Origin of the sequence: Streptomyces sp. NPDC050988 (assembly GCF_044456225.1) — a bacterium.
In the GTDB taxonomy this organism is placed as follows: Bacteria; Actinomycetota; Actinomycetes; order Streptomycetales; family Streptomycetaceae; genus Streptomyces.
This window is the reverse complement of the sequence record NZ_JBITFQ010000013.1, coordinates 191,989-203,793: the sequence shown is the minus strand read 5'-3', so window position 1 is coordinate 203,793 and position 11,805 is coordinate 191,989. Positions and strand designations below refer to the sequence as shown.

Below are 11,805 nucleotides of genomic sequence, written 5' to 3'. Positions count from 1 at the left end.
GGAGGCATGGATGGGCAGGAGCCGCAGAACACTTCCGGAGGAGCTTCTGCTGCTGGCGCTGGACCCGACCACGGGTACCACCGCACAGCCGCAGTCGCTCGACCTAGGTCTGGCCGGAGCGCAGCTAGTGGAGCTGGCGCTGGCCGGACGGATAGCCCCAGACGGGGATCGTATCGCCGTGGTGGCACCACGGCCGACCGGAGATCCGACCTTGGACTGTGCGCTGGAACTACTCCGCAGGCGGGGTGCTCCAGTACGCGCTGTGAACTGGATCGGCGGACCCCGACTGGGGCTGCGCCAGACCTATCTCTCGCATCTGGAGCGGTGCGGCATGGTGCATGCCGTGGCGGGACAGATGTGCGGGGTGCTTCCGACGACTCGCTATCAGGCGACGGACACGGAGATCAGCCGGGAGATCAGGGCCCGGCTGGACAGCGCGATCCGCACCGGCGTACCGCCGGACCCGCGGACCGCCGCGCTGGCCGCGCTGGCGCACGCCGTCGGCCTGGGCAAGCACCTCTACCCGGGGAACGAAGGGCGTTCGTCGCGCTCCCGCCTCCGGGATCTGATCAGGCACGACCCCATGGGCGGTCTCGTGGCACACGCCGTGATGGACGTCCAGAACGGTGTGGCCGCTCAGCCACGCCGCAGCCCGGCACCGGCCGGCCGTCAGGCCGCCCCCGGAGCCAGGCCCGCACCGGAGCCCGCCAGGGGCGTCCCGATGCAACCGCGCCGCGGTTCGATGGCGCGTGCCGTGGCTCACTGAGCCGCAGTCCCACGGCACCCGTCGGCACGACCGCGACACGGCAGTACCCGTAGGACCAGCAGGACAGCAGGACCCGACAACCGCAGCACCGTGCGGCACGCCTCGCGTGTCACGCACGTCAGCGCCGCACCGACGTCCCCAAGACCCGGTCCGGGAGCCGCTGGGCCGCGCGGGGCGGTGGGCCGTACGTCCGGACGACGACACGGCCCGCCGCCCCGCGCGTCCGCATGTGGTCCCTATGTCTCGTCCCTGTGTCTCGTCCGCATGTCATCCCTTGTGCCGCCAAGTCGCACGTATCGCAACGTCCCGTATCTCCACGCACAACCGCGCGTCTCATCACACTTCTCACCACTCTTCCACGCAAGGTGGCGCGAGGTGGCGACAAGTGGCGTGTACGCACGGCATATCCGCTGTTTCCCAGCGGTAGCAAGCACCTTGGTGGCAATCTGCTCAACAGCAGATACGCAAAGTACAGACAGTACGCAGCCGGAGGTGCACGTCCCGTGGCGTCCAATGTCAATCCCACCGTCAGGCGGCGCCGGTTGGGCCAGGAGCTGCGCCGGCTCCGCGAGCTCAAGGGCATGACGGCAGAAGAGGTGGCCGAGCGGCTGCTTGTCTCGCAGTCGAAGATCAGCCGCCTGGAGAACGGGCGGCGCAGCATCAGCCAGCGCGACGTCCGCGATCTGTGCGGGGTGTACGAGGTCGAGGACGTGCGGATCGTCGATTCGCTGATGCAGATGGCCAAGGACTCGCGCCAGCAGGGCTGGTGGCACTCCTTCGGCGACATCCCGTACAGCGTCTACATCGGGCTGGAGACGGACGCGGCGAGCCTGCGCGTGTACGACCCGCTGGTCGTCCCGGGCCTGCTGCAGACCCGTCCGTACGCCGAGTCCCTGATCCAGGGCGCGCTCCCGGAGGCGGCTCCCGGCGACATCGAGAAGCGCGTACAGGTACGGCTGCGACGACAGGAACGTATCTCCGACCTGGAGAACCCGCTGCGGCTGTGGGCCGTGCTCGACGAGGCCGCGCTGCGCCGGACCGTGGGCAACAAGCAGGTGATGATCGAGCAGTTGGAGCATCTCGTCGAGATGTCCCACGTGCCGCATGTGACGGTGCAGGTCATCCCGTTCACCATGGGCGCCCATCCCGGGGTCAGCGGGCAGTACGCGATCCTGGAGTTCCCGGACGCGGCCGACTCCAGCGTGGTCTACATCGAGGGCGTCACAAGCGACCTGTATCTGGAGAAGGCGAACGACGTCCAGAAGTACAGCGTCATGTACGAGCATCTGCGGGCGCAGGCCCTGAACGCGGACCAGTCCCGGGAGTTCATCGCGGACGTCGCCAAGGACTACGCCACCGAAGCGGTGTCCTGAGTCAGGGCCTGAGACAGGGGGGCACTGGTGGGACGGGACGTCAACGGGCGGCACACGAGGCGGTGTTGGTCCGTTTTCCACCGCCCCCGGCGAGAGGGTGCCGGACAATACACCCTCGCGGTATCTCGACGGAAGACTCCGCTGGTATATGCCACCCGGTCGAGTGAATAGTCGCTTCGTACGCCGATGTTGGCGAGTAGCGTCGATCACGCCAAGGAGCAACAACCTTGGCGCAATCCGAACCGTGGGTTCCGGAACGAACCCGCAGTGCGGTGACAGCGACTCAGCAACTGGCTACCGGAGCGAACATGGCAATCAAGCAAGGCGCCACGGATACGTGGACGAAGTCCTCGTACTCCCAGGGCAACGGCGCGTGCGTCGAGGTCAAGTCCCCCGTCACGACGGCGCTGGCCGTCCGCGACTCCAAGGTCCACGAGGGCCCGACGCTGGCCTTCGCGGCCGGCTCGTGGAACGCCTTCGTCTCAGAGGTGAGCCGGGGCACCGTCTGACCTCACCACAACCGCATCAACAACTGAACAAGCACCACGAAAGAGCCCTCTCGACCGGCCCGCCGTCCTGGCCGAGGGGGCTCGGCCTTTTTCCGGACTTCCCATCCTTCAAGGCCTTCACATTCTTTCAATGCCTGCAAATGTGATCAGTTCTCCCACTGTTCGCAAACCGCTCCGACCTTCAACCGACCGTTCCCGTTCGATTACAGTGCTGGACTGTCGGCCGTACCGACGGAATCGGCACGGGATCGGATCGGGATCTGTAGGAGGCCTCGGTGGGTGCGACAGCCGGTGCCGTCTGGGGCCGTGCCGAACAGCAGGACTTCCGCAGCCGGGTGCGTGGCACGCTCCTCGGCGCGGCCGTCGGGGACGTGCTGGGCTCGCCCGTCGCGGAACTCTCGATGGAGGGGATCCGCGAGGCGCACGGGGCTCAGGGGCTCACCGATCTGGCCTTCGGCCATGGCAGACGCGGGGCGGTCTCCCACCTCACCCAGCTGACGCTGTTCTCCATGGACGGGCTGATACGGGCCCAGGTGCGCCGGGACACGGGAGCCTGGCATCCGCCGACGGACCTGCACCAGGCATATCTGCGGTGGGCCGCCACACAGCGCGACTGGGGTCCCGACGAGCGGCGCAAGGAGGACGGCTGGCTGGCCCGCGAGGAGTGGCTGTACGCCCGGCGCGAGCCCGCGCGTGCCTGTCTGGTGGGGCTGGGCGACGCGATGATGGGGACGCTGGACGCCCCGAAGAACCCCGAGGAGCGGGGCCCCGAGGCAGCGGTACGCTCCGCGCCCTTCGGCCTGCTCGTCGGGTGGGAGCCACAGCTCGTGATGCAGCTCGCGGTGGAGTGCGCGGCGCAGACCCACGGGCATCCGACGGCCTATCTGTCGGCGGGGGCGTACGCCGTCGTGGTGCACGGTCTGGCGCGCGGTGAGAGCCTCGACGCGGCCGTCCAGCGGGCCCTGCAGCTGCTGGCCGCGCGCCCCGGGCACCAGCCCGTCTCGGACGCGCTGCAACAGGCGCTGGGGGCCGTACGGCAGGGCATGCCCACGCCCGCCCGTGTCGAGGACCTGGCCGGGGGCGGTACGGCGGAGGGGCTGCTCTCGGTCGCCGTCTACTGTGCCCTGGTGGGCGAGGACACCCGCCACGGTCTCTGTCTGTCGGTGAACCACGGCGGCGACTCGGCGGCCGCCGGCGCGCTCACGGGCGCCCTGCTCGGCTCGCTCCACGGCGAGACGGCCCTGCCGCCGGCCTGGCTGGCCGAGCTGGAGGGCCGCCCGACCATGCTGGTCCTCGCCGACGACTTCGCGATGGAGATGACCCAGGGCCCGGCCCTGCACGGCCCGGCAGGCTCCTCACCGGGCTGGCTGGCCCGCTACCCACGCGGCTACGCGGCACTGGCGGGCGCCACCCCGGTACCGGCGGGCTGACCACCGGACTCCTGCCCTCTCCCACCTGTTGCCCGGCGCAAAACGTCCCTCAACGCGAAGGGTGGCCGCTCGTCAGGAAGCGGCCACCCTCGCGGTCCCACGGGCGGGCAGGGTCGTACCGGCGGGCCGGTCAGTCCTTGACCGGTGTGCCCACCACTCCGTCCGCCGCCCCCGCGGGAGCCGGCACCGCCGCGGCGGCCGAGCCCCGGCCGTCGTCGTCGTTGTTGATCTTCGCGATGATGGCGTCGCGTTCCGGGGTGTCCTCCGGCTTCACGTAGCCGATGAGGATGTAGAGGACGAGCGACACCGCGAGCGGGATCGACACCTGGTACTGCAGGGGTACGCCGCCGTCGACGTTCCAGCTGATCGGGTAGTTGACCAGCCAGAAGGTGAACAGGCCGAGCCCCCAGCTGATCAGCGCGGCCGTCGGACCGCTCTTGCGGAACCAGGGCAGCAGGCCCAGCATCAGCGGGATCGCGATCGGGCCCATGAGCCCCGCGACCCACTTGATGACGACGGTGATGATGTCGTCGAAGAAGCCGGAGTTGACCTGCGTCGCGATGGCCATCGAAAGTCCGAGGAAGAGCAGCGTGGCCCAGCGCGCGGCCAGCAGCCCCATCCGGGTGTCCCACTCGCGCACCTTGCGCGACACGGCGGGCATGATGTCGCGGGTCACGACGGCCGCGATCGCGTTGGCGTCGGACGAGCACATCGCCATCGTGTGGGAGAAGAACCCGACGATGACGAGGCCCAACAGCCCGTGCGGCAGCAGCTGTTCGGCCATCAGCGCGTACGAGTCGGCCGGCACGTCCGTCTTGATGATCAGCGGCGCGACCCACATGGGGAAGAACAGCACGAGCGGCCAGACCAGCCACAGCACGGCGGACAGGGTGGCCGACCGTGTGGCGGACCTCGCGGAGTCCGTGGCCATGTAGCGCTGGGCCTGGTTCCACATGCCGCCGTTGTACTCGAAGGTCTTGATGAAGAGATAGGCGATCAGGAAGACCATCATGTACGGGCCGGCCAGCGGCTTGGTGTGACCGTCGAGCGCGGGTTCGTCCCAGACGCTCCACAGCGTGCTGAAGCCGTTCAGCTCGGCCATGACCGCGACGAGCATTGCGATACCGGCGATGAACTGGATGATGAACTGGCCCAGTTCGGTGAGCGCGTCGGCCCAGAGCCCGCCGACCGTGCAGTAGACGGCCGTCACGGCGCCGGTGATCAGGATGCCCATGTTGAGCGAGACACCGGTGAAGACGGACAACAGGGTCGCGATGGCGGCCCACTTGGCGCCCACGTCCACGATCTTCAGCAGCACGCCGGACCAGGCGAGCGCCTGCTGGGTGGGCAGGTTGTAGCGGTTCTTCAGGTACTCCAGCGGCGAGGCCACGTGCAGCCGTGAGCGCACTCGGTTGAGCCGGGGCGCGAACAGCTTCGCGCCGATCGCGATGCCGATGGCGATGGGGAAGGACCAGGTGACATAGGACGTGACGCCGTACGTGTAGGCGATGGCGGCGTAGCCGGTGAACATCACCGCGCTGTAGCCGGACATGTGGTGGGAGATGCCCGACAGCCACCACGGCATCTTGCCGCCGGCCGTGAAGAAGTCGCTGACGTTGTCGACCCGTTTGTGGGACCAGACACCGATCGCGACCATCACACCGAAGTAGCCGATGAGCACGGCCCAGTCGAGACCGTTCATATGCCCCCTCCCAGGGTCGTGTGACGCCCGCTCATCCTGGGTTCGATGGCATGACTCCGACAACAGCCCGTACTGTCAAGAGGAGGTAAAATAGTTCTGCTCACTGACCTCGATTCATGTCCATGAACGAGGCTGGATGGGACTACCGCATCAGCTCACCCGCATTGACCAGCAACGACTGCCCGGTGATCGCGCGCGCCCGGTCCGACACCAGGAAGGCCGCCGCGTCCGCCACGTCCGAGTCCGTGGCCAGCTCCGGCAGCGCCATCCGGGAGGTGAGCCGCTCCAGCACCTCGGCCTCCGGCACGCCCTCGGTGTGCGCGGTGAAGTGCACGTACGCCTCCACGGGCGGCCCCCACATCCAGCCCGGCAGCACGGTGTTCACCCGGATCCGGTGCGGGCCCAGCTCCCGGGCCATGGAGTACATCGCGCTGGTCAGCGCGCCCTTCGAGGCCGCGTACGCCGCCTGCCGCACCTGGGACGGGGCGGCGACGGACGACTGCGTGCCGATGACGACGACGGATCCGCCGCGCTCCTTCAGCGCGGGCAGACAGGCGCGGGTCATCCGCAGGGTGCCGAGCAGGTTCACGTCGAGGACGGACTGCCAGGTGGTGAAGTCGGCGTCCTCCAGACCGCCGAAGTAGCTGTCCCAGGCGGCCACATGGACGACGGCGTCGACCCGCCCGAACCGCTCCTTCGCGAGCGCGGCGAGCGCCTCGCACTGCCCCTCTTCGGTGATGTCGGTGGCCCGGTACGCCGTGTGCGCGCCGTCCGGGTCGAGTTCGGCGGCGGACTTGGCGAGATTGGCCTCGGTGCGGGCGCCGAGCACGGCGTTCCCGCCGTCCCGCACGACGGCCGCCGCGACCTGGTGACCGAGCCCGGCCCCGACCCCCGAGACGACGACGGTCTTGCCCTGGAGCAGTGACATTGCAGGCCTCCCGGCTCTGGCGGTTGATCTGACGGTCCGTCAGAGTAGGTCCGTCCGGAGGAGGAAGGAAGCCCGGACGAGGAAGGAAGGCCGGAGGAAGGAAGGGGAGTGCCATGCTCGATGACACGCCGAACGACACCCGTAGCGAGGTGTACGCGGAACTGGCCGCCGTCGGCCCGTACGGCGTTCACCCCGGCCATGCCCTGATCACGATGGTGGAGCCGCATCCGGGCCACGAGTACGCGTACAACCGCTGGTACGAGGACGACCACTACTACGCGGGCGCGATGGCGATGCCCTGGATGTTCACGGGCCGCCGCTGGGTCGCGACCCGTGACCTCCAACTCCTGCGCTACCCCGAGAAGTCGGCGGTCGCCCAGCCGGTCACCGTCGGCTGCTACATCTCGACGTACTGGGTCACCGACGGCCGCTACGACGACCACATGAAGTGGACCGTCGGCATCAACAAACGGCTGAATCGGGACGGCCGGGTCTACCAGGACCGCACGCACGTCTTCACCGCGTTCCAGGACCACGAGGCGACGGTCTACCGGGACGGGGCGGCCGGACCGCGCGACTTTCATGCGCTGGACCACCCGTACGCGGGCCTGGTGGTGGAGGTCATCGACGCCGAATCCCCCGCCCGGCGAGCCGAGTTGCTGGAGTGGCTGCGCTCCCGCCACCTGCCCAAACGCCTCGCCGGCTCCCCCGCCGCCATGGTCACGGTCTTCCGCCCGACCCCGCTCCCCGGCGACCGCATGACGTACGTGAAGCAGGTCGAGGGCGTCGATACGCGACTGACGCTGCTGTGGTTCCTGGAGGCGGATCCGCGCGAGTGCTGGGACCCGTACTTCACGGGGCTCGACGGTCCGGTGGCCGAAACCGGCCTGGGGCGCGTCGAGTTGGTGGCACCTTTCATCCCGACGGTTCCGGGTACGGACCGGTACGTCGACCGCTTGCGGTGACCCGTCGAGCGGCATACCCGCAGGTCCCTCGCGGTTGACCAACACACCTACGCGAAAGGGGACTTGAAGAATGGCCGCAGCACGCGCGCTTCCGCTCACCGCGACCCTGCTCACCGGCACGGTCGCGCTCTACATCACGCTCGTGGCGTTCGGGAACATCACCGACTTCGGCACCAACCAGCAGTTCGTCCAGCACGTCCTGTCCATGGACACCACCTTCAAGGACGACGACCTGATGTGGCGGGCCGTCGAGTCCAAGGGGCTCCAGGACGCCGCGTACGTCGCGATCATCGTGTGGGAGACGATCGCCGCGCTCGTCCTGATCCTGGGCACGGTGCAGTGGCTTCGCCACGACCATCTCCGGGCGCGGCGGACGTCCACGCTCGGGCTGTTGATGCTGATGCTGCTCTTCGGGGCCGGGTTTCTCGCCATCGGTGGCGAGTGGTTCGCGATGTGGCAGTCGGAGGACTGGAACGGGCTTGATGCGGCGATGCGGGTGTTTTTGTTGAGTGGGGTTGTGCTGGTGGTGATTCATCTGCCGGTGGAGCGGGCCGGGGAGTCGTCCGGCTCGGGGGCCGAGGGCTAGGTCCGCTCCGCGGAGGGGGTGGGGGCGGGGGTTGTTCTGTGGGTGCGGGCCGGCCGTGGCTGGTCGCGCAGTTCCCCGCGCCCCTGAGAAAGCGGGGCCGCGCCCCAAAGGCGGGACGCGGCCCCGTTGTTCGTCATCAGGCGTAACGCGCCCGGATCGCATCGCGGGCCGTTGTGACCTCCGTCAGGCGGGCGGTGAGGCGGTCTCGGTCCGAGCCGGGGCTCTCCAGTACGTCGGTGAGGAGGGCGGCCAGGTCCGCCAGGTCGTCCCAGTCGGGGGTCATGGCCAGGAACTCGGCCAGGCCCCGGTCCGCGGCGGGCCAGTCGGCGAGGGCGCAGCTGACGAAGCAGCGTCCCTGCGCTCGCTCGGTGTCGTCCAGTCCGCTGCCCTCCTGGATCATCCGGGCCAGCTCTCGCCAGAGGGGTTCCCCGGTCGGCAGTCCCTCGGATCTGCTGACGGTCACGGCCAGTTGGAAGGTGCCGGAGATCGGTTCCGTCTCGCGTATCCGCTCGGCCAGTCGGCGGGCTTCCGTCCACCGCCCCGCGCGCCGGTGTGCCTCGACGCGGAGGTCGTCCAGGTCGTCGTCGGGTGTCGGCGCCCGGTCGGCGTCGGCCAGGCGGGCCAACGCCTCGTCCCAGCGGTCGCACAGCATCAGCAACTCGATGGCCGTACGGCGGGCCCAGTCCTCCTCCGTCGCCAACTCGACGCACCGGTCCAGGTCGGCCAGCGCCCGCTCGGTCCGGCCGGTGGCCAGGCCTGCCCGGGCGCGTGAGGCGTAGGCCCATCCGTAGTCCGGGCTCAGCTCCAGGGCGCGGTCCAGATGGCGGAGGGCTTGCTGGTAGTCCTGCATGGCGCGGTAGGTCGCGCCGAGACTGGCCAGTGTGGCGTGGTCGTCCGGGCTGCGTTCCAGGATGCGGCGGAAGACGGTGACCGCCTCCTCGTACAGGCCCGCGTCGCGGTACGCCTCGCCAAGTTCGTGACTGGTCCAGTCGACGTGGGGATCCGTGTCCACGGCTCGCCGCAGGTCCTCGAACTTGCCTGCCCGGTCGCCCAGTTCGTGCTTCGCGTGGGCCCGCATCACCAGCGCCCAGGAGTAGTCGGGCTCCAGCTCGACCGCACGGTCCAGGTCGGCCAACGCCTCCTCGTACCTGCCCAGTTCGTGGAGGGACTGACCGCGGCTCGCCAGGGCCGAGGCGTAGTCCGGTTCGAGGGAGACGGCCCGGCCCAGCTCGGCGACGGCTTCCTCGTAGCGGTGGACGCGGCGGTAGGAGTCACCCCGCTCCGACGCGACCCAGGCCTCGTCGGGCGCGAGCGCGACCGCGCGGTCGAAGTCGGCGAACGCCTCGTCCGGCTCCCCTCTGTCGCGGCGCAGCCGGGCCCTGCGCACCAGCGCCCACACGTACTCCCCGTCGATGCTCAGCGCACGGTCGAAGTCGGCGAGCGCCTCGTCGTAGCGCCCGAGAGCCTGTCGGCAGACGGCACGCCCGGTCAGGGTCTCGTCATTGGTCGGGTCGAGGGCGACGGCCCGGTCGAAATCGGCGATGGCCTCCTCGAAGCGGGCCGCGAGCCGATAGGTCTCGGCGCGTTCGGAGATGATCCACCCGGTGTCGGGGGCCAGTTCGTCCGCCCGGTCGAAGGCGGCCAGCGCGGCCGGGAGATCGTTCATCAGCCGGTGGGTGTAGCCGCGGCCGTAGTGGGCCCAGGCCAGCTCCGGATCGAGTTCGAGCGCCCGGGCGTACTCCTCCAGTGCCCGCCCGTGCTCCCCGCCGTTGCGCAGCTCCCTGCCCCGCATGGTGTGCGCCATCGCTCGGCCGCCGGTGTCCAGTCCCTGCCGGGTCAGGAGCAGGGTCATCGCTCCCGCCACCCCGGTCCCACCGTCCGCGAGCGCCTCGCTCAGCTCCCGGCCCATGTCCCTGAGGGCCGCGTTGTCCGTCGCGTCGCCCGCCTCCGCCAGCATCCGCGCCCAGCGGCGGCCGGCGACCGCGTCCTCACGGCAGGTCTTCACCAGCGACCGCAGTGCCTCGCCGAGCGCCGCGGGCGGCCGGGCGCAGAGCAGGTGGTACGTCTCCTCCAGGCGCAGCCCGCGCCACTCCTCGTCCTCCCACAGGTCCTCGGGCTCCCGGCCGGCCCCGACGTCGTCGCCCCACCGGGCGAACGCCTCCGCCAGCCGCCGGTGCCGCCCGGCCCACTCGCGCGGGGACCTGCGTCGCTCCATGCGCAGCATCGGCGCCCGTACGACGTCGTGGTACTGCACCCGCTCGCCCCGTTCCCCGACGAACGGCAGCCCGGTCAACCAGTCGTACAGCGCGTCCAGTTCGTCGTCCGGGCGGTCGACGACCAGGACCCGGAAGACGTCGGCGTCGAGCCACCGGGGCAGGGCGCAGATGCGGGCGACCTTGCGGCGGACGACCGGTTCCGACTTCAGGAACAGTTCCACGGCGCCGGCGGTCGGGTCGCTCACGGCGTCCGGGTCGCCGGGGCGCTTGTTCGCGAGCGTCGACACGAGGACGGGCAGGCCGCCGGTGAGGCGCAGCACCTCCTCGACGACCGGCTCGGCGACGACGCCCTTCCCCGCGAGCAGCCTGCGCGACTCGGTCTCGGTGAACGGCGCGAGCGGCACGTCCGCGACCGGGTCCAGGCCTCGCCAGCGGGCGAGGTCCAGTGGGCGTTGCCCGGCGGTGACCACGACAACGGTGGCGGGCAGCCCGCCGTCCACCGTGCCGCGGGTGATCATCTCGTGCAGCCACGGGTCGAGATACAGGCCTGTCCGCTCGTACGTGTCGAAGAACAGGACGATCCACTCGGAGGCGGAGGAGGAGGCGGAGGAGGAAGCGGAGGAGGAAGCGGAGGAGGAAGCGGCGGCGGCAGCGCGCAGTTCGCGGAGCAGGATCGGCGTGAGCACCTTCTCGGGCGACGTCACGAGTTCGATGTCGTCGGGGTTGCGGAAGCGGGCCCCGAGGCCTGCCCGCAGACGGTCGGCGCCCAGCGCGAGCCGGTCGGCCGGGAGGGCGCCCGTGAGGAGGCCCCCGCCCGGCAGGGTGGCCTCCACGGCGGCGAGGCCGAACCCGACCGCGGCCCTGCTGCCGGCCGACGCCACCTCCGGCTCCGGCGCGGGGCCGCCGGCGAGCGCGGCCAGGGCCGCCGCCTCCGCCTCGTGCCGCCGCTCCTGGTAGGCGGTCAGCCGCCGCTCCAGGTCCTTCAACCGCCGTCCCTGGTACGCGAATTGGTCGCAGATCTCCGACAGCGCCTCCGGGATGCTGCCGACGTGCTCGTCGACGTACGCGGTGAGCGCCCCGCGTTCGCGTGCCAGGTGCCGCAACTCCTGTACCAGGAAGGTCTTTCCGACGCCCGCGGTGCCGTGCACATGGAAGCGGAAGCGCTGTCCGGGGTCGCCGGGCCGGAGGTCGAAGTTCCGCAGGAACGCGGCCCGTTCGGTGTCCCGGCCGACGAATCCGGCGCGGTTGCCCTGCTGGATCAGCTCCTGCCTCGACGGCCCTGCCTGCGCCACCCGTCCGCCTCCTTGCCGCTTCTGGTCCTGCTTCTGGT

The 11,805-nt window shown here is 70.2% G+C and carries 9 protein-coding genes; 6 read left to right on the top strand and 3 right to left on the bottom strand.

Annotated elements, in window-relative coordinates; genetic code table 11:
- The first annotated feature begins 10 nt into the window (after positions 1 to 10).
- The 4 genes from ACIBEI_RS27265 to ACIBEI_RS27250 all read left to right on the top strand — a co-directional run bounded on the left by ACIBEI_RS27265 (position 11) and on the right by ACIBEI_RS27250 (position 4,078).
- Positions 11 to 766 carry a GPP34 family phosphoprotein gene (locus ACIBEI_RS27265; protein WP_055615874.1) on the top strand — a complete coding sequence of 252 codons (756 nt, stop codon included), beginning with the start codon at positions 11 to 13 and terminating at the stop codon, positions 764 to 766.
- A gap of 503 nt (positions 767 to 1,269) precedes the next feature.
- Positions 1,270 to 2,139, top strand: coding sequence for a helix-turn-helix transcriptional regulator (locus tag ACIBEI_RS27260; RefSeq protein ID WP_055615875.1), 870 nt, complete (start codon positions 1,270 to 1,272; stop codon positions 2,137 to 2,139).
- Between the two features lie 308 nt (positions 2,140 to 2,447).
- The gene (locus tag ACIBEI_RS27255; RefSeq protein ID WP_398892866.1) at positions 2,448 to 2,648 is read left to right on the top strand and encodes a DUF397 domain-containing protein; all 201 of its coding nucleotides are present in this window, start codon (positions 2,448 to 2,450) and stop codon (positions 2,646 to 2,648) included.
- Between the two features lie 275 nt (positions 2,649 to 2,923).
- Positions 2,924 to 4,078, top strand: a complete 1,155-nt coding sequence (locus ACIBEI_RS27250; RefSeq protein WP_398892865.1) for an ADP-ribosylglycohydrolase family protein — start codon at positions 2,924 to 2,926, stop codon at positions 4,076 to 4,078.
- A 130-nt stretch (positions 4,079 to 4,208) separates the two neighbouring features.
- Here the strand turns inward: ACIBEI_RS27250 and ACIBEI_RS27245 are convergent, their stop codons facing one another.
- The gene (locus ACIBEI_RS27245) at positions 4,209 to 5,780 is read right to left on the bottom strand and encodes a sodium:solute symporter family protein (protein ID WP_398892864.1); all 1,572 of its coding nucleotides are present in this window, start codon (positions 5,778 to 5,780) and stop codon (positions 4,209 to 4,211) included.
- Positions 5,781 to 5,922: 142 nt separating this feature from the next.
- Positions 5,923 to 6,708: an SDR family oxidoreductase gene (locus ACIBEI_RS27240; protein WP_398892863.1), complete on the bottom strand. Its 786-nt coding sequence runs from the start codon at positions 6,706 to 6,708 to the stop codon at positions 5,923 to 5,925.
- 113 nt (positions 6,709 to 6,821) lie between these two features.
- Here ACIBEI_RS27240 and ACIBEI_RS27235 point away from each other — a divergent pair, with 113 nt between their 5' ends.
- Both ACIBEI_RS27235 and ACIBEI_RS27230 read left to right on the top strand, forming a co-directional pair.
- Complete coding sequence (locus ACIBEI_RS27235) at positions 6,822 to 7,673, top strand: hypothetical protein (protein ID WP_398892862.1); 852 nt, start codon at positions 6,822 to 6,824, stop codon at positions 7,671 to 7,673.
- Positions 7,674 to 7,743: 70 nt separating this feature from the next.
- Positions 7,744 to 8,259 (top strand): DUF2165 domain-containing protein, encoded by a 516-nt coding sequence (locus ACIBEI_RS27230; RefSeq protein ID WP_398892861.1) that lies wholly within the window; start codon positions 7,744 to 7,746, stop codon positions 8,257 to 8,259.
- A 136-nt stretch (positions 8,260 to 8,395) separates the two neighbouring features.
- On the opposite strand, the gene ACIBEI_RS27225 is transcribed toward ACIBEI_RS27230, so the two are convergent.
- Positions 8,396 to 11,767: a tetratricopeptide repeat protein gene (locus tag ACIBEI_RS27225; protein WP_398892860.1), complete on the bottom strand. Its 3,372-nt coding sequence runs from the start codon at positions 11,765 to 11,767 to the stop codon at positions 8,396 to 8,398.
- Positions 11,768 to 11,805: the final 38 nt, after the last annotated feature.

Excerpts from the sequence above, each read along its gene's own strand:
- ACIBEI_RS27240 (WP_398892863.1), bottom strand. The coding sequence starts at position 6,708 with ATGTCACTGCTCCAGGGCAAGACCGTCGTCGTCTCGGGGGTCGGGGCC.
- ACIBEI_RS27255 (WP_398892866.1), top strand. The coding sequence starts at position 2,448 with ATGGCAATCAAGCAAGGCGCCACGGATACGTGGACGAAGTCCTCGTAC.
- ACIBEI_RS27245 (WP_398892864.1), bottom strand. The coding sequence starts at position 5,780 with ATGAACGGTCTCGACTGGGCCGTGCTCATCGGCTACTTCGGTGTGATG.
- ACIBEI_RS27230 (WP_398892861.1), top strand. The coding sequence starts at position 7,744 with ATGGCCGCAGCACGCGCGCTTCCGCTCACCGCGACCCTGCTCACCGGC.
- ACIBEI_RS27235 (WP_398892862.1), top strand. The coding sequence starts at position 6,822 with ATGCTCGATGACACGCCGAACGACACCCGTAGCGAGGTGTACGCGGAA.
- ACIBEI_RS27265 (WP_055615874.1), top strand. The coding sequence starts at position 11 with ATGGGCAGGAGCCGCAGAACACTTCCGGAGGAGCTTCTGCTGCTGGCG.